The organism is Streptomyces sp. NBC_01525, from assembly GCF_045040405.1.
In the GTDB taxonomy this organism is placed as follows: Bacteria; Actinomycetota; Actinomycetes; order Streptomycetales; family Streptomycetaceae; genus Streptomyces; species Streptomyces benahoarensis.
The window spans coordinates 2,171,362-2,188,484 of the sequence record NZ_CP109397.1 but is presented as its reverse complement, the minus strand read 5'-3'; the positions used below and the strand labels follow the sequence as shown (position 1 = coordinate 2,188,484).

The following is a 17,123-nucleotide window of genomic DNA, read 5'->3' as shown; positions in this document are numbered from 1 at the left end:
CACGAAGAGCGGAAAGACACCCCTTGGGACCCTCCGCCTCCGGCCCTCGCACACCGTAATTCAGGGTGCGCGGAGCGTTCCCCGTCCCGCGGGCGCGCCGTCGTCAGGTGGGGCGCACGGGGGCGCGGAACGGTGGCGCACGGCGGCAAGCGCGCCGGTGCCCGCCCGCCCCGGCGCGGGGGCGCCGCGCTCTCCGGGGGCGCCGCGCTCTCCGGGGGCGCGGGCCCGGGGGGTGCGGTCCTGGGGCCGGGGGCCGGGCGTCGGCCCGGGCCGTTCGCGCCGCGTCCGCCCGTCGCCGCGCAGGGCACATACCGGACCGAGGTTCTAGATTCGAGATATGGCGCGCACCGTGCGGGAGACCGAGCGGAAGTACGACGCCGCCGACGGCGTCCGGCTCCCGGATCCGGCCGCCGTCGCGGGCGTCGCCGCCGCGCAGCCGGGCGGCGTCACGGCCCTCGACGCGCTCTACTACGACACCGAGGACCGCCGCCTCGCCGCGGACGGCCTCACCCTGCGCCGCCGGACCGGCGGCCCCGACCCCGGATGGCATCTGAAGCTCCCGGTGCGCCCGGACGTCCGCGACGAGATCCGCGCACCGCTCGCCGACGCCGTACCGCCCGAGCTGGCAGCCCTCGTACGGTCACGGGTGCGCGGCGCCGCGCTGGTCCCCGTGATGCGGCTGCGGACCCGGCGCGAGGTGACGCTGCTGACCGACGCCACGGGCACGCCCCTCGCGGAGCTGGCGTACGACGAGGTCCGCGCGGAGCGGCCGGACGGTACGCGCGCGTCCTGGTGCGAGGTGGAGGCCGAACTGTCGCTTGGGGCCGCGCCGGAGCTGCTGGACGCCCTGGACGCCTGGCTGCGGGCCGGAGGGCTGACCCCGGGGGCGTATCCGTCCAAGCTCGCCCGGGCCTTGGCGGTGACCGGGGCGGAGCGCGGGGGCGGGGCGGCGGGAGAGACCGGTCGGGGGGAGGCGCCCGGCAGCGCGCAGGAGCCTGGCCGCGGGAAGGGGCCCGGCCCGGGGGAGGTGTCCGGGAAGGAGTCCGGTCCAGGGGAAGCGCCCGGCAGCGGAAAGGAGACAGGCCGGGGAAAGGAGCCCGGCCGGGGAATGGCGCCCCGTAACGGACAGGAACCCTGCCGGAAAAATCTCTCCGGCCACAAGAAGAAGCCCGCCCGCAAGGGTGAGTCCGCCCGCAAGGGTGCATCCGGGCGGGCCGCGCGGCGGGGGAGCGGCGCCCCCGTGCCCACCGCAGGGGACACCGTCCTCGCGTACCTCCGGGAGCAGATGCGGGCGATCGTCGCGCTCGACCCCGCGGTCCGCCGTGAGCTGCCCGACGCCGTGCACCGGATGCGGGTTGCCACCCGTCGGCTGCGCGGTGCACTGCGCTCCTACCGGCGACTGCTCGACCGGACGGCGACCGACCCGGCCGTCGCCGAACTCGCCTGGCTGGCCGGGGAGTTGGGCATCGACCGGGACCGCGAGGTGCTGACCGCGCGGATCGCCGACGGGCTCGCCGCGCTGCCGCGGGAGCTGTGCGTCGGGCCGGTGCCTACCCGGGTACGCACCTGGTCCCGGCCCCGCCGTGGCGCCGCCCGGCATCTCACCACGGTGCTCGACGGCCACCGCTATCTGACGCTGCTCGACACCCTGGACCGGCTGCTCGCCGACCCGCCGCTGCGCCCCGCCGCCGCCCGCGCGCCCGAGAAGGAGCTGCTCCGGGCGCTGCGCAAGGACTTCCGGCGGCTGTCCGGCCGGATGCGCCGCGCACTGGACGCTTCGCCGGGACCGGAGCGCGACCAGGCGCTGCACGAGGCCCGTAAGGCGGCCAAGCGCCTCCGGTACGGCGCGGAGGCGGCCCGCCCGGCGCTGGGCCGGACCGCCGCCCGGTGCGTCCGCCGCGCCACCGCCCTTCAGGAGGTGCTCGGCGACCACCACGACAGCGTGGTGACCCGCGCCGCACTCCGCGACCTGGCCGACCGGGCGTACGCGGCGGGCGAGAACGCCTTCACCTACGGCCTGCTTCACGGCCGACAGGAGGCGCTGGCGACGGTATGCGAGGAGCGGCTGCCCCGACTGTGGAAAAAGGCCGAGAAGCAGGCGCCGCCGGGCGCGAAGGCGAGCGGCTGACGGCCCCGGGCCCGCCACGGCCTCGGGCCCGCCGCGCGACCCGGCCCCACCCAGGCCCCCGGCCCCGCAGCGCCCCGGACGCACCACCCGGCTCGGTGCAGGGCCCGGCCCACCGCACCGCCCGGCACCGCCCCGTAACCCACCGCATCCCCCACGTCACCCCCGGCGCGCGTCAAGGCCGCCCCTTCGGACACGTTAGCCTTGAGGGTCACCCCTGCCCGCTGACGAAAGATCCCACGATGCCTGTCGAGTCGGTCTTCCCGCGCCTGGAGGCCCTCCTCCCGCACGTCCAGAAGCCGATCCAATACGTCGGCGGCGAGCTGAACTCCACCGTCAAGGAGTGGGACGACTGCGATGTCCGCTGGTCGCTCATGTACCCGGACGCCTACGAGGTCGGCCTGCCCAACCAGGGCGTGATGATCCTCTACGAGGTGCTCAACGAGCGCGAGGGCGTCCTCGCCGAGCGCACCTACAGCGTCTGGCCGGACCTGGAGGCGCTGATGCGGGAGCACGGCGTCCCGCAGTTCACCGTCGACGCGCACCGCCCGGTCAGCGCCTTCGACGTGCTCGGTGTGTCCTTCTCCACCGAGCTGGGCTACACCAACCTCCTCACCGCCCTGGACCTCGCCGGTATCCCGATCGAGGCCAAGGACCGTACCGAGGACCACCCGCTGATCCTCGCGGGCGGCCACGCCGCGTTCAATCCGGAGCCCATCGCGGACTTCCTGGACTGCGCGGTCGTCGGCGACGGCGAGCAGGCCGTCCTGGAGATCACCGACATCATCCGGGCCTGGAAGACGGAGGGCCGCCCCGGTGGCCGCGACGAGCTGCTGTTCCGCCTCGCGAAGACCGGCAACGTCTACGTCCCCAAGTTCTACGACGTCGAGTACCTGGCCGACGGGCGGATTTCCCGCGTCGTGCCCAACCGCTCCGGCGTCCCGTGGCGGGTGTCCAAGCACACCGTCATGGACCTCGACGAGTGGCCCTACCCCAAGCAGCCGCTCGTCCCCCTGGCCGAGACCGTCCACGAGCGGATGTCGGTCGAGATCTTCCGTGGCTGCACCCGCGGCTGCCGTTTCTGCCAGGCCGGCATGATCACGCGTCCCGTCCGGGAGCGAAGCATCACCGGCATCGGCGAGATGGTGGACAAGGGTCTGAAGGCCACGGGATTCGAGGAGGTCGGCCTGTTGTCGCTGTCCTCCGCGGACCACACCGAGATCGGCGACGTCGCCAAGGGCCTCGCCGACCGGTACGAGGAGGACAAGATCGGCTTGTCCCTCCCCTCCACCCGGGTCGACGCGTTCAACATCGACCTGGCCAACGAGCTGACGCGCAACGGCCGTCGCTCGGGACTGACCTTCGCGCCCGAGGGCGGCTCGGAGCGCATCCGCAAGGTCATCAACAAGATGGTCTCGGAAGAGGACCTGATCCGCACCGTCTCCACGGCGTACGGCAACGGCTGGCGCCAGGTGAAGCTGTACTTCATGTGCGGTCTGCCGACCGAGACCGACGAGGACGTCCTCCAGATCGGCGACATGGCGGTCAACGTCATCGCCGAGGGCCGCAAGGCCTCCGGTCAGAACGACATCCGCTGCACGGTCTCCATCGGCGGTTTCGTCCCCAAGCCGCACACGCCGTTCCAGTGGGCCCCGCAGCTCTCCGCCGAGGAGACCGACGCCCGGCTCACCAAGCTCCGCGACAAGATCCGCGGCGACAAGAAGTACGGCCGCTCCATCGGCTTCCGCTACCACGACGGCAAGCCCGGCATCGTCGAGGGCCTGCTCTCCCGCGGTGACCGCCGCGTCGGCGCCGTCATCCGCGCCGTCTACGAGGGCGGCGGCCGCTTCGACGGCTGGCGTGAGTACTTCTCGTACGACCGGTGGATGGCGGCGGCCGAGAAGGCGCTGCCGGACTTCGGCGTCGACGTCGCCTGGTACACGACCCGCGAGCGCACCTACGAGGAGGTCCTGCCCTGGGACCACCTCGACTCCGGTCTCGACAAGGACTGGCTCTGGGAGGACTGGCAGGACGCCCTCGACGAGACCGAGGTCGAGGACTGCCGCTGGTCCCCGTGCTTCGACTGCGGAGTCTGCCCCCAGCTCGACCTCGACATCCAGATCGGCCCGACCGGCAAGAAGCTGCTGCCACTGTCGGTCGTCAACAAGTAGCCGCGCATGGAGGGGAGTTGCCATCGGTAGCTCCCCAAGCGGCCACGTTCATACGGGAGTTGCCATCACCGGAACCCCAAGTGGCCGCGCAGACAAGGTAGTTCGGCCCGGCATCGCGAACCGCGGTGCCGGGCCGTTCCCGTTCCCGCACACGACTTCCTGCTCGCCCACGGCGGCCATATCGGCTACGCCGTCCGGCCCACCGCCCGTCGCCGAGGCCACGCCACCGCGATGCTCCGCGCCGCCCTGCCCCGCGCCCGCGTGCTCGGCCTCGACCGGGTGCTGATCACCTGTGATGCCACCAACACCGCTTCCCGTAAGGTCATCGAGGCGTGCGGCGGACGGTTCGAGGACCGGCGCGGGGTGAAGCTTCGCTTCTGGGTGACGACGGGGGAGGTGTCCCGCGTGCCCTGATGAGGCCGCACAGGAACGACGGCGGTACGGAATGACCGGGGGAACGGCGCATGACGCACGGTGGCGACGCATGGAAAGGGGCGGCGCCCTGTGGAGCCGCTGCCCCGGGCTGCTGCCTCGCCCGGCTCCTCGCAGTGCCCATGCTGATCGTCATGGTGCCGCTGCGGCTGCTGTGGGACGGGCTGTGCTGGACCGGCCGGAACGTCCTCGCGCCCGTGGGGCGGTGGCTGTACGAGTGGCTGCTCGCGCCGGTGGGCCGGGCGGTGGCCTGGCTGTTCCACCACCTGATCGTCGTCCCGGTGGCGTTCCTGGTCCGGTATCTGGTCATGGTCCCTGCCTGTTGGCTGTACCGCTGGGTGCTCGGTCCGCTGGGGTGGGCGACGGTCTGGCTGCTCCACCACGTTCTGGTGGTTCCGGTCCGGTTCCTCACCCGGTATCTGATCGTCGTCCCGGCCTGCTGGATGTACCGCCGGATCCTCACCCCGCTCTTCCGGTGGCTCGTGGTGATCCCCGCCACCGCCGTGTGGCAGTACGTGCTGTGGCCGGTGCTGTGCGTCCTCGGGGCGTTCCTCGCCGCCTGCTGGCGGCTTGCCGGGCGGATCTCCCGGGCCGTCGGCCGGGGCATCGCGTTCCTCTGGCGGTGGCTGGTGGCGCGCCCGTCGCGGTGGCTGTACCGGTGGGTGTTCACCCCGGTGGGCCATGGGCTGCGGGCCGTTCTCGGGCCGCCGCTGCGGCTGGCGCGGGAGGCCGCCCGCGAGGTCCGCCGCTCGCTCTTCGGCGCCTGAGCGCGGCCTCCGGCGGCCGCCGGGGCGCACCGCGGGGAACCACCGGTGCGCGTGGCACGTACTCTTGGTAGCAGTACGACCGCACTCACGAAGGACTGAACGACACTGGGCAAGCGACAGCCCGAAGGCCCGCCGCCCGCACCGGCGGTGCAGCGCATTCGTCTGCGCTACACCAAGCGCGGCCGCCTCCGGTTCACCAGCCACCGCGATTTCCAGCGCGCTTTCGAGCGGGCGCTGCGCCGCGCCGAGGTCCCCATGGCCTACTCGGCGGGCTTCACCCCGCACCCCAAGGTGTCGTACGCCAACGCCGCCCCGACGGGTACGGGCAGCGAGGCCGAGTATCTGGAGATCCAGCTCACCCAGGAGCGCGACCCCGCGAGCCTGCGGGCGCTGCTGGACGCGTCGCTGCCCGCGGGCCTCGACGTGATCGACGCCGTGGAGGCGCGGACCAGCGGACTCGCTGACCGGCTCCAGGCGTCGGTGTGGGAGATCCGGCTCGACGGCGTCGCGCCGGAGGAGGCCGAGCGGGCCTCGGCGGTGTTCCTCGCCGCCGAGGAGGTGCAGGTCGAGCGCCGCACGAAGAACGGCATGCGCGCCTTCGACGCGCGGGCCGCGGTGCGCGCGCTGGAGACCTCCGCCGCCGATGGCGATAGGCCCGACGGCAAAGCCTGTGCGATACTGCGGCTGGTTGTTCGGCATGTGACACCTGCCGTTCGACCCGACGACGTCCTGTCCGGCCTCCGAGCCGCGGCCGACCTGGCGCCGCCGGTCCCCGCAGCGGTGACCAGGCTGGCGCAGGGGCTGCTCGATGAGGAGACCGGCGCGGTGACCGACCCGCTGGCGCCCGACCGCGACGCTGCCACGGCCGCCCCATCCATGGCCGCCGGGCCACGTGCCGCGACGGCGCCGAGCGGGGACAACCCGGCCGGTGCCGGGCACGGCACCGCGTAGAGCGCCGTCGTCGCGTCGCCGACCAACCAGGGAGCCACCCCGGTGCGGCAGACGCACTGACCAGAAGACTTTCGTCGGCCCCGGACCACGGGCCCGGCGAGCGAGACGACAGCTCCCGTGCGGCGCCCGCGCCCCGGACCGCAGAGCCGCGCCCATGACGCGGCGCTGCGGCCGGACCAGGCCCGGCGCCCGGGAGCGTGACGGGAGAACCGCCCGCATGCTCGAACCTATTGAGCCCACCGCACCCGCGCCGTCCACGGACCGTGGCGCGGACGACAACAATTCCCCCAGCGACACGCTGCCGCCGCGCCGCAGGCGCCGCGCGGCGTCCCGACCGGCGGGCCCGCCGCAGGGCGCCGGAGCCGCCGTGGTGAGCGACGCCCCCAAGGCCGCGCCCGCCGCCGAGACGCCCGCTGCGGAAGCACCTGCCGCGGAAGCGCCTGCTGCGGAAGCCGCTCCGGCCCGTCCGCGCCGCCGTGCGACCCGTAAGGCCACCGCCCCGACCGGTGCCCCGCAGCCCGCCGCCGAAGCGGCCGCCGCCGAGTCGCCTGCGCCGCAGGCCCCGGCCGAGGCCGCCGCTGACACCGAGGCCGCGCCGCGTGCCCGTACCCGCCGCCGTGCGACCCGTAAGGCCACCGCGCCCGCCGGGGCCCCGCAGAGCGCGGAGGAGACCCCGGAGGCCGCCGCCGAGGAGACGTCCGAGGCCCCCGCCGCGGAGGAGGCACCTGCTGCGGAAGCCGCTCCGGCTCGTCCGCGCCGCCGTGCCACTCGTAAGGCCACCGCCCCGGCCGGTGCCCCGCGCGCTGCCGAGGAGGCCCCCGCCAAGGAGGCTCCGGCCGCCGCACCCGTCGAGGAGGCGCCGCAGGCCGAAGCCGTCGAGGAGGCACCCGCCCCCCGTACCCGCCGCCGGGCGACCCGTAAGGCCACCGCGCCCGCCGGGGCCCCGCAGGGCGCGGACGAGAGCCCGAAGGCCGTCGAGGAGGCTCCGGTGAAGGAGGCTCCGGTCGAGCCGAAGGGTGAGGTCGCCGAGGCGCCGAAGCGCCGGGCCCGTCGCCGGGGTGAGCGGGTCGCCGAGCCCGTCGCCGAGGCGCCCGCCGCCGAGGAGGCCCCCGCCAAGGAGGCCCCCGCCAAGGAGGCCCCCGCCAAGGAGGCCCCGGCCCGTGGTCGCCGCCGTGCGCAGCGTCCGCCGACGGCCGTCTTCCAGGCACCGGTCTTCGCCGAGCCGATGTTCCAGACCCCGGAGACCGCGGCCGCTGCCGCCGCCGCGGCCCGCCGCGAGGAGGCCGCCGCGGCCGAGATCGAGACCGAGACCGAGATCGAGCAGCCCCGCGAGGAGCAGCCGTCCGGCCGCCGTCGCCGTCGCCGCGCCGAGCGGGCCGCCGAGCCCGCCGTCGTCGCGCCCGTCGAGGAGCCGGAGGAGAGCCCCGAGGAGCCCGAGGAGCCCGAGGAGTCCGAGGAGTCCGAGGAGTCCGAGGAGGCGGCCGCGCAGCGCGAGGCCGCGCACGACGACGAGTCGGGCGATCGCCCCTCCCGCCGTCGCCGCCGCGGTGGCCGCCGCCGTCGTCGCGGTGAGGCCGCCGACGCGGACGAGCAGATCGCCGAGGCGTCCGAGCAGGAGCAGGAGGGCGCCGAGGACGAGGAGTACGCCGAGGAGCAGGCAGCCGAGGAGCAGGCCGAGGCCGACGAGCCGTCCGGCGGCTCCAGCAGCAGCCGTCGCCGTCGCCGCCGTCGCCGCCGCAGCGGGGACGCCGACGGGGGCGACGCCCACCCCGGCGACGACCCGGAGCGCACCGTCGTCAAGGTCCGCGAGCCGCGCGAGCGCAAGGCGAAGGACACCGAGTCCACCAGCGTCGACGAGGTCCAGTCGATCAAGGGCTCGACGCGTCTGGAGGCGAAGAAGCAGCGCCGCCGCGAGGGCCGTGAGCAGGGCCGTCGCCGGGTGCCGATCATCACCGAGGCGGAGTTCCTGGCGCGCCGCGAGGCCGTCGAGCGGGTCATGGTCGTCCGCCAGAGCGGCGAGCGCACCCAGATCGGTGTGCTGGAGGACAACGTCCTCGTCGAGCACTTCGTCAACAAGGAGCAGTCGACCTCGTACGTCGGCAACGTCTACCTCGGCAAGGTGCAGAACGTCCTGCCGTCGATGGAGGCCGCCTTCGTCGACATCGGCAAGGGCCGCAACGCCGTGCTGTACGCCGGTGAGGTCAACTTCGAGGCGCTGGGCATGGCCAACGGGCCGCGCCGCATCGAGACCGCCCTCAAGTCCGGCCAGTCCGTGCTGGTGCAGGTCACCAAGGACCCCATCGGCCACAAGGGCGCCCGCCTGACCAGCCAGGTCTCGCTGCCCGGCCGCTACCTCGTCTACGTGCCCGAGGGCTCGATGACGGGCATCAGCCGCAAGCTGCCCGACACCGAGCGCGCCCGGCTGAAGCAGATCCTCAAGAAGATCGTCCCCGAGGACGCGGGCGTGATCGTCCGTACCGCCGCGGAGGGCGCCAGCGAGGACGAGCTGCGCCGCGACGTGGAGCGCCTCCAGGCGCAGTGGGAGGAGATCCAGAAGAAGGCGAAGACGCCCTCGACGGGCTCGCCGAGCCTGCTCTACGGCGAGCCGGACATGACCGTCCGGGTCGTCCGCGACATCTTCAACGAGGACTTCTCGAAGGTCATCGTCAGCGGTGACGATGCCTGGGAGACCATCCACGGCTACGTCGCGCACGTCGCCCCGGACCTCACCGACCGGCTCCAGAAGTGGACGTCGGACGTGGACGTCTTCGCGACGTACCGGATCGACGAGCAGCTGATGAAGGCGCTGGACCGCAAGGTCTGGCTGCCCAGCGGCGGTTCGCTGGTGATCGACAAGACCGAAGCGATGGTCGTGATCGATGTCAACACCGGCAAGTTCACCGGTCAGGGCGGCAACCTCGAAGAGACCGTGACGAGGAACAACCTCGAAGCGGCCGAGGAGATCGTCCGCCAGCTGCGCCTGCGCGACCTCGGCGGCATCGTCGTCATCGACTTCATCGACATGGTCCTGGAGTCCAACCGCGATCTGGTGCTGCGGCGGATGCTGGAGTGCCTGGGCCGCGACCGTACGAAGCACCAGGTGGCCGAGGTCACCTCGCTGGGCCTGGTCCAGATGACCCGTAAGCGGGTCGGCCAGGGCCTGCTGGAGTCGTTCTCCGAGTCCTGCGTCCACTGCAACGGCCGCGGCGTCATCGTCCACATGGACCAGCCGACGTCGGTCGGCGGTGGCGGCAAGCGCAAGAAGAAGGGCAAGGGTGGCGAGCGCCACGAGCAGGCTGCCGAGCAGCCCGCGGAGCTGGTGGCCGAGCAGCCCGAGGCGCCCGAGCTGGAGCCCGCGCCGGTGACCGAGGCGGAGTTGCAGCCCGCGGTGGCCGACGCCGACGAGTGGTACAGCAGCCCGGCCGAGGCCGAGGCCGCCGCCACCGCGCGGGGTCGTGGCCGTCGCCGGGCGAGCCGGAAGGCGTCCGCCCCGGCGGGTGCCCCGAAGGCCGCCGAGGCCGCCGCGATCGTGGTGCCGGTGGCGGAGACCGCCCCGGAGCCGGAGGTCGCGCCCGAGCCGCAGCCCGAGGCGCCCGCCGCGCCGGAGCCCGCTCCGGCCCGTCCGCGCCGCCGGGCGACCCGTAAGGTGTCCGCCCCGGCGGGCTCCCCGCAGGCCGCCGAGGCGACGGTCGTCGTGGTCGAGGCACCGGAGGCCGCCGAGGCCCCCGCGGAGGCGGTCCAGGCTCCGGCGGAGACCGTCGAGGCGCCCGCCGAGGCCCCGGCCGAGGAGGCGCCCGCCGCCAAGAAGACGGCGAAGAAGGCGGCGGCGAAGAAGGCCACCACCGCCAAGAAGGCCACGGCGAAGAAGACCGCGGCCAAGAAGACGACGGCGAAGAAGGCGGCGGCGAAGAAGACCACCACCGCCAAGAAGACCGTCGCGAAGAAGACGACCGCGAAGAAGACCACGGCGAAGAAGACGACGGCGAAGAAGGCGGCGGCCAAGAAGACCACCGCCGCCGAGCCCGCCTCGTCCGCCGCGGAGGACTGACGGTCCCGGCCGTGCCCCGGGTCGGTGACGACCCGGGGCCGGTTTGACCCCCAGGTCAAGGCCCCGTAACCTTGACCGTCGGTGTCTGTGACGCCAAACCCCTGAGCACACACCTCCCGGCTCTCCGCCGGGGGAGGCCGCTCGTCCACTCGGATTTCACGGGAGTCTCCCAAGCCCGTGTGAGCGGCTGGCATCAGAGGATCCGTTTCCAGCGAAGGAGAGTTCCGCGTGTACGCGATCGTGCGCACCGGCGGACGCCAGCAGAAGGTTTCTGTCGGCGACGTCATCGAGATTGACCGCATTTCCACCAGCAAGGTCGGCGACACCGTCGAGCTCTCGACGCTGCTGGTCGTCGACGGTGAAGCGGTCACCAGCGACCCGTGGGTCCTGGCCGGCGTGAAGGTCCAGGGCGAGGTCGTGGACCACCACAAGGGCGACAAGATCCGGATCCAGAAGTACAAGAACAAGACCGGTTACAAGAAGCGGATCGGCCACCGCCAGCTCCACACGGCGCTGAAGATCACCGGCATCGACGCTCCGGCGAAGTAAGGGACTGAGGAGACATGGCACATAAGAAGGGCGCATCGTCCACTCGGAACGGTCGCGATTCCAATGCTCAGCGGCTCGGCGTGAAGCGCTTCGGCGGTCAGGCCGTCAACGCCGGTGAGATCCTGGTCCGCCAGCGTGGCACCCACTTCCACCCGGGCACGGGCGTCGGCCGCGGCGGCGACGACACCCTGTTCGCCCTGGCTGCGGGCGCGGTGCAGTTCGGCACCCACCGTGGTCGCAAGGTCGTGAACATCGTTCCGGTCGCTGAGTAATCAGCCGCCGGGCGACAGCTCAGCAGCAGCACCACTCCGAGGGCGGACCGCCTTTCTCGCGCGAGCGGGAAGGCCGGTCCGCCCTTGGCGTGTTAGTACAGAGACATTCCCGTAGTTATCTGGAGGCACCTCACCATGACCACCTTCGTGGACCGCGTCGAACTGCACGTCGCCGCGGGTAACGGAGGCCACGGCGTGGCCTCCGTGATGCGGGAGAAGTTCAAGCCGCTCGGCGGGCCGGACGGCGGCAACGGCGGACGCGGCGGCGATGTGACCCTCGTCGTGGACCAGGACGTCACGACGCTTCTTGAGTACCACCACCACCCGCACCGCAAGGCCACCAACGGCCAGCCGGGCGCCGGTGACCACCGCGCCGGGAAGAACGGCCAGGACCTCGTCTTGCCCGTCCCGGACGGCACGGTCGTCATGGACCGCGAGGGCAACGTCCTCGCCGACCTCGTCGGGCAGGGCACCACCTTCGTCGCGGGGCAGGGCGGCCGCGGCGGTCTCGGCAACGCCGCGCTGGCGTCGGCCCGCCGCAAGGCGCCCGGTTTCGCGCTGCTCGGCGAGCCCGGTGAGGCCCGCGACATCGTGCTGGAGCTGAAGACCGTCGCGGATGTCGCGCTGGTCGGGTTCCCGAGCGCCGGTAAGTCCTCGCTGATCTCGGTGCTGTCGGCGGCCAAGCCGAAGATCGCGGACTACCCGTTCACGACGCTGGTCCCCAACCTCGGCGTGGTGACGGCCGGCTCGACGGTCTACACCATCGCGGACGTGCCCGGTCTGATCCCGGGCGCCAGCCAGGGCAAGGGCCTGGGCCTGGAGTTCCTGCGCCATGTGGAGCGGTGCGAGGTGCTGGTCCACGTTCTGGACACCGCCACGCTGGAGTCGGACCGCGATCCGCTCTCCGACCTCGACATGATCGAGGCGGAGCTGGCGCAGTACGGCGGGCTGGAGGACCGGCCGCGGCTCGTCGTCCTCAACAAGGTCGACATCCCGGACGGCCAGGACCTCGCCGACATGATCCGCGGCGATCTGGAGGAGCGCGGTTTCCGCGTCTTCGAGGTGTCGGCCGTCGCCCGGCAGGGCCTGAAGGAGCTGTCGTACGCGCTGGCCGAGATCGTGGCGCAGGCGCGTGCGGCCAAGCCCGTGCAGGAGGCGACCCGTATCGTCATCCGGCCCAAGGCGGTGGACGACTCCGGCTTCACCGTCACCGAGGAGGCCGACCGCTTCTACCGGGTGCGCGGCGAGAAGCCGGAGCGCTGGGTGCAGCAGACGGACTTCAACAACGACGAGGCGGTCGGCTACCTCGCGGACCGGCTCAGCCGCCTCGGCGTCGAGGACGCCCTGCTCAAGGCCGGTGCGCACACCGGCGACGGCGTGGCGATCGGCCCCGAGGACAACGCCGTGGTCTTCGATTGGGAGCCGACGATGGCGGCCGGTGCGGAGATGCTCGGCCGACGCGGTGAGGACCACCGGCTGGAGGCACCGCGGCCCGCGGCCCAGCGCCGCCGGGACCGCGACGCGGCGCGGGACGATGCGGAGCAGGAGTACGACGGCTTCCGCCCGTTCTGACGCGAGTTCTGGCAGTGAGTTCTGGCAGTGACGGCGAAGGCCCCGGAGGACGCTCGACGCTCCTCCGGGGCCTTCGCCGTGCCGGTCCGGTCAGACGTCCGGTCAGGCGTCGGTACGGATGATCACGTCCAGGGTGCGGGGGCCATGGACGCCCTCGACGCGTTCCAGCTCGATGTCGGAGGTGGCGGACGGGCCGCTGATCAGCGTCGTCGGGCGGTCGGGGACGAGCCGGGCGACGGCCTCGGGGACGCCGACCTCCACGCTCGACAGGTCGACGACGCAGACGTGCAGGTCGGGGACGAGCGTCAGGGCACGGCGGCCCTGGTCCGGGGAGCCGTCGAGGAAGATCGTGCCGGTCTCGGCGCAGCTGACGGCGGAGGCGGTGACCACGCCGTCGAGGGCGTCCAGCGCGGGCGGTGCCACCGTCGCGTCGTCCTCGCGCACCTCGCCGTCGTATCCGGCCAGCCAGGCGCGGTCGAGTCCGGCGGGGATGCCGACGAGGCGGGCGCCGCGGGCGGCGAGGACGGCGGCGACGGTGGCCGCGGTCGCCTCGGCGGTGCAGGGGTGGACCTCGGCGCGGTAGTCGACGAGCCGGTCGGTGAAGAGAGCGAGGCGGTCGGCGTCGGGGAGGGTGCGGCCGGTGCGGTAGGCGCGGGGGACGGTCACCTCCGGGGCGGGGGCGAGCGCCAGGGCGTCGCGGACCCGGCCGAGCACCGTCTCACGTGCGGTCGTGGGGGCGGTCACCGTTCCTCCTCAGGGGTGTCGGGGTTCTCGGGGGAGGCGGCCCGTTGCCGGGCGCCCTCGGCGGCCGCGTCGCGCAGGGCGGCGGTGCCGTCGGCCGACGCCAGCCAGGAGCGGAAGGTGCGGCGGGGCGGGACGGGTGTGTCGCGGCTCTCGCTCCAGCCGCTGAACGGCGGCGGCAGGTGGGAGATCGTGCCGCTGCGGCCACCGGCGATCCGGCCGAGGCGCGCGGCGTTCTGCGCGGCGGTGTAGACCGCGGGCCGCTTCATCACCCCGGCGGCCGCCTTCATGGCGAGCTTCTCCGCCGTCGTACCGGACTGTTCGGTCTTCTGGTGGCGCAGTTCGACCAGGAGCGACGGGATGTCGATCTTGACGGGGCAGGCGTCGAAGCAGGCGCCGCAGAGGCTGGAGGCGTACGGCAGCGAGCTGTTGGGGTCGTCCTTGGCGGCGTGCATCCCGGCGAGCTGCGGGGTGAGGACGGCGCCGATCGGGCCCGGGTACGTCGAGCCGTACGCATGGCCGCCGGCGCGTTCGTAGACCGGGCAGACGTTGAGACAGGCCGAACAGCGGATGCAGTTGAGCGCCTCGCGGCCGACGGAGTCGGCGAGGGCGGCGGTGCGGCCGTTGTCGAGCAGCACGAGGTGGAAGTCCTGCGGCCCGTCGCCCGGCGTGGTGCCGGTCCACATCGAGGTGTACGGGTTCATCCGCTCGCCGGTGGAGGAGCGCGGCAGCAGCTGGAGGAAGACCTCCAGGTCCTGGTAGCGGGGGATGACCTTCTCGATGCCCATGACGGTGATCAGCGTCTCGGGCAGGGTCAGGCACATCCGGCCGTTGCCCTCGGACTCGACGACGGCGAGGGTGCCGGTCTCGGCGACGCCGAAGTTGGCGCCGGAGACGGCGACCTTCGTCGTCATGAACTTCTCCCGCAGATAGGCGCGGGCGGCGGCCGCCAGATGCGCGGGCACGGAGTCCAGTTCCGGGTCGACGCCGGGGATCTCCTTGAGGAAGATCTCCCGGATCTCATCGCGGTTGCGGTGGATCGCCGGGACGAGGATGTGCGACGGCTTGTCGTGCGCCAGCTGCACGATCAGCTCGGCGAGATCGGTCTCGTACGGGGTGATGCCGCGGCTTTCGAGGTGTTCGTTGAGGCCGATCTCCTGGGTGGCCATCGACTTGACCTTGATGACCTCGCGGCTGCCGGTCGCCTCGATCAGCTCGGTGACGATTGCGTTGGCCTCGACGGCGTCGCGCGCCCAGTGGACGGTGCCGCCGCGCTCGGTGACCTTGCGCTCCAGCTCCTCCAGGAGGTCGGGGAGGCGGCTCATGGTGGCGGTCTTCAGCGCCGAACCGGCGTCGCGTAGCCGCTCCCAGTCGGGGAGTTCGCCGGTGACCGCGAGCCGCTTGGCGCGGATGGTGTGGGTGGCCTTGCCGAGGTTGCGGCGCAGCTGGTCGTTGCGCAGTTCATCGTGGGCGGCCTTGGGGAAGCTGCGGTCGCCGCGGAGGTTTCCGGCGCCGTACGGGGCGCGGGGCGGGGCGGCGGGCATGCCCAGGAAGGTGCGGCTCATCGGACGGCCTCCGTCGGGACGTACGGCGCGGTGCGGGTGGCGGCGAGGATCTGTGCGAGGTGCAGGGTGCGGGTGCCGGATTTGATGCGGGAGAGTCCGCCGCCGATGTGCATCAGGCAGGAGGAGTCGCCCGCGGTGCAGACGGCGGCGCCGGTCGAGGTGATGTGGCCGACCTTGTCGTGCAGCATCGCCGTGGAGGTGTCGGCGTTCTTGACGGCGAACGTGCCGCCGAAGCCGCAGCAGACGTCCGCCTCGGGCAGTTCGACGAGGTCGATGTCCTCGACGGCGCGCAGCAGCCGCACCGGCTTCTCGCCGACCCGCAGCATCCGCAGAGAGTGGCAGGTGGGGTGGTAGGTGACGCGGTGCGGGAAGTGCGCGCCGACGTCGGTGGTGCCGAGCACGTCGACGAGGAACTCCGACAGCTCGTAGGTCTTCTCCTTGACGGTGGCGACCCCGGCGCGGAGCGCGGCGTCGCCGTAGCGCGCGGCGACGATCTCGTGCTGATGGCGTACCGAACCGGCACAGGAACCGGACGGCATCACCACCGCCTCGATCGACGCGTCCCCGAACTGCTCGGCGAAGCCGCGGACGAGGGGGACCGGCTCGCGCTGGTAGCCGGTGTTGACGTGCATCTGGCCGCAGCAGGTCTGCTCCGGCGGGAACACCACCTCGTGCCCGAGGCGGGCGAGCAGCAGGGCGGTGGCCTTCACCGCGTCCGGGAAGAGCGTGTCCCCCAGGCAGGTGGCGAAGAGTCCGATACGCATGGAGCGCCTCCCACAGAGTTTTACGGTCTGACCATTCTAGCGTCGGTCCGGAAGCGGGAGTGGGGGGTGGCGCGGACCGGGCGGGTCGGGCATGTCTGCGGAGGGGGCGGGGGCGCTGTGCGCGGCGTCGTACGGACGTGGCCGTGGGGCCGTACGGGAGGAAGGGGGCGGGCAGGTCAGGTCAGGGCCGGGCTACGGGCAAGCCAAGGCGGGCCGGGCCAGGGCCGGGGCTACGGGCAAGCCAAAGGCAGGCCGGGCCAGGGTCGGGCTACGGGCAGGCCAAGGGCGGGGCCGAGCCACGATCCGGCCCGGCGTCCGCCCCGGCTACGCGTCCGTGTCCTCCACGTCGCCGGAGCTGCCCGCCTCGCCGGAACCGTCCGCCCCCTCCACCAGCCCCCCGTGGAACCCACGGATGTGCCGTTCGGCGAGGTCGGCGGCGGCCGTGCCGTCGCCCGCGCGGACCAGGCGGAGCAGTGCGGTGTGGTCGTCGTTGAGGGCGGCGGCGGTGGCCGGCCAGTCCTCGGCGGCCTCCAGGGCCCGGAGAATCAGCGGGCGGACCGATTCGCGGACCGCGGAGGTGAGCGTCGAGGTGAGATCGTTGCCGGAGCTGCGGGCGATCGCGACGTGGAAACGGGTGTCCAGATCGTTGAAGTCCGCGGCGGACAAGCCCTCCGCGCGCAGCCGCACCAGCAGCTCCTCGGCCTCGTCCAGCGCGTCCGGCGCACCGTGCCGCGCCGCCGCCTCGAAGCTGGAGCGCTCCAGGGTGACCCGGGCCTCCAGCACGTCGTGGAGGCTGTAGCTGCCGAGCGCGAAGTGCAGCCGCAGCAGCCGGCCGAGTGCGTCGTCGGGATGGCGGACGATCCGCGCCCCGGCGTCCGCGCCCCGGCCCGCCTGCGCGACCAGCACTCCGACGGTCTCCAGCACCCGCAGCGCCTCGCGCAGCGCCGAGCGGCTGACCCCGAGCACCGGCGCCAGCTCCCGCTCCGGCGGCAGCCGGTCCCCGGCCTTCAGCTCCCCGGCGAGCACCTGCGCCTCGATGCTCTCCAGCACCAGCTCATGCGTGCGGGCCTGCCGCACGGGGCGCCACTCGGCCATCGGAATTCCCTCGGCTCGCTCTCGTACCGGACCGGCGACTGTCGCCTGCGGATATCTCTCACAGTCTATGG

General features: G+C 73.2%; 12 protein-coding genes and 1 pseudogene. 9 read left to right on the top strand and 4 right to left on the bottom strand.

Annotation, left to right across the window (positions count from 1 at the left end):
- The first annotated feature begins 337 nt into the window (after positions 1–337).
- From OG422_RS09735 to obgE, 9 genes and pseudogenes are all read left to right on the top strand, one after another.
- Positions 338–2,128 (top strand): CHAD domain-containing protein, encoded by a 1,791-nt coding sequence (locus tag OG422_RS09735; RefSeq protein WP_405742007.1) that lies wholly within the window; start codon positions 338–340, stop codon positions 2,126–2,128.
- 239 nt (positions 2,129–2,367) lie between these two features.
- A complete protein-coding gene (locus OG422_RS09730) occupies positions 2,368–4,296 on the top strand; it encodes a TIGR03960 family B12-binding radical SAM protein (protein ID WP_143942684.1) in 1,929 nt (642 codons plus the stop codon).
- Between the two features lie 159 nt (positions 4,297–4,455).
- Positions 4,456–4,710 (top strand): annotated as a pseudogene (locus OG422_RS09725) (GNAT family N-acetyltransferase); the annotation flags it as partial.
- A 140-nt stretch (positions 4,711–4,850) separates the two neighbouring features.
- Positions 4,851–5,495 carry a hypothetical protein gene (locus OG422_RS09720; protein WP_405742005.1) on the top strand — a complete coding sequence of 215 codons (645 nt, stop codon included), beginning with the start codon at positions 4,851–4,853 and terminating at the stop codon, positions 5,493–5,495.
- A 147-nt stretch (positions 5,496–5,642) separates the two neighbouring features.
- The gene (locus tag OG422_RS09715; protein WP_405742003.1) at positions 5,643–6,446 is read left to right on the top strand and encodes a TIGR03936 family radical SAM-associated protein; all 804 of its coding nucleotides are present in this window, start codon (positions 5,643–5,645) and stop codon (positions 6,444–6,446) included.
- 217 nt (positions 6,447–6,663) lie between these two features.
- Complete coding sequence (locus OG422_RS09710) at positions 6,664–10,494, top strand: ribonuclease E/G (RefSeq protein ID WP_405742001.1); 3,831 nt, start codon at positions 6,664–6,666, stop codon at positions 10,492–10,494.
- 228 nt (positions 10,495–10,722) lie between these two features.
- Positions 10,723–11,043 carry a 50S ribosomal protein L21 gene (gene rplU / locus OG422_RS09705; protein WP_143942689.1) on the top strand — a complete coding sequence of 107 codons (321 nt, stop codon included), beginning with the start codon at positions 10,723–10,725 and terminating at the stop codon, positions 11,041–11,043.
- A gap of 14 nt (positions 11,044–11,057) precedes the next feature.
- Positions 11,058–11,315 (top strand): 50S ribosomal protein L27, encoded by a 258-nt coding sequence (gene rpmA / locus OG422_RS09700; protein WP_009717948.1) that lies wholly within the window; start codon positions 11,058–11,060, stop codon positions 11,313–11,315.
- 135 nt (positions 11,316–11,450) lie between these two features.
- Positions 11,451–12,887 carry a GTPase ObgE gene (obgE, locus tag OG422_RS09695; protein ID WP_143942691.1) on the top strand — a complete coding sequence of 479 codons (1,437 nt, stop codon included), beginning with the start codon at positions 11,451–11,453 and terminating at the stop codon, positions 12,885–12,887.
- Between the two features lie 102 nt (positions 12,888–12,989).
- Here obgE and OG422_RS09690 read toward each other — a convergent pair whose 3' ends face one another.
- The 4 genes from OG422_RS09690 to OG422_RS09675 all read right to left on the bottom strand — a co-directional run bounded on the left by OG422_RS09690 (position 12,990) and on the right by OG422_RS09675 (position 17,052).
- Complete coding sequence (locus OG422_RS09690; protein WP_143942692.1) at positions 12,990–13,631, bottom strand: LUD domain-containing protein; 642 nt, start codon at positions 13,629–13,631, stop codon at positions 12,990–12,992.
- Complete coding sequence (locus OG422_RS09685; protein WP_143942693.1) at positions 13,628–15,193, bottom strand: lactate utilization protein B; 1,566 nt, start codon at positions 15,191–15,193, stop codon at positions 13,628–13,630. The genes OG422_RS09690 and OG422_RS09685 overlap by 4 nt, the downstream gene beginning before the upstream one ends.
- Positions 15,190–15,957 carry a (Fe-S)-binding protein gene (locus tag OG422_RS09680; RefSeq protein WP_405741997.1) on the bottom strand — a complete coding sequence of 256 codons (768 nt, stop codon included), beginning with the start codon at positions 15,955–15,957 and terminating at the stop codon, positions 15,190–15,192. Before OG422_RS09680 ends, OG422_RS09685 begins: the two co-directional genes overlap by 4 nt.
- Positions 15,958–16,281: 324 nt before the next feature.
- Positions 16,282–17,052, bottom strand: a complete 771-nt coding sequence (locus OG422_RS09675; protein WP_405741995.1) for a FadR/GntR family transcriptional regulator — start codon at positions 17,050–17,052, stop codon at positions 16,282–16,284.
- Between the last annotated feature and the right edge of the window lie 71 nt (positions 17,053–17,123).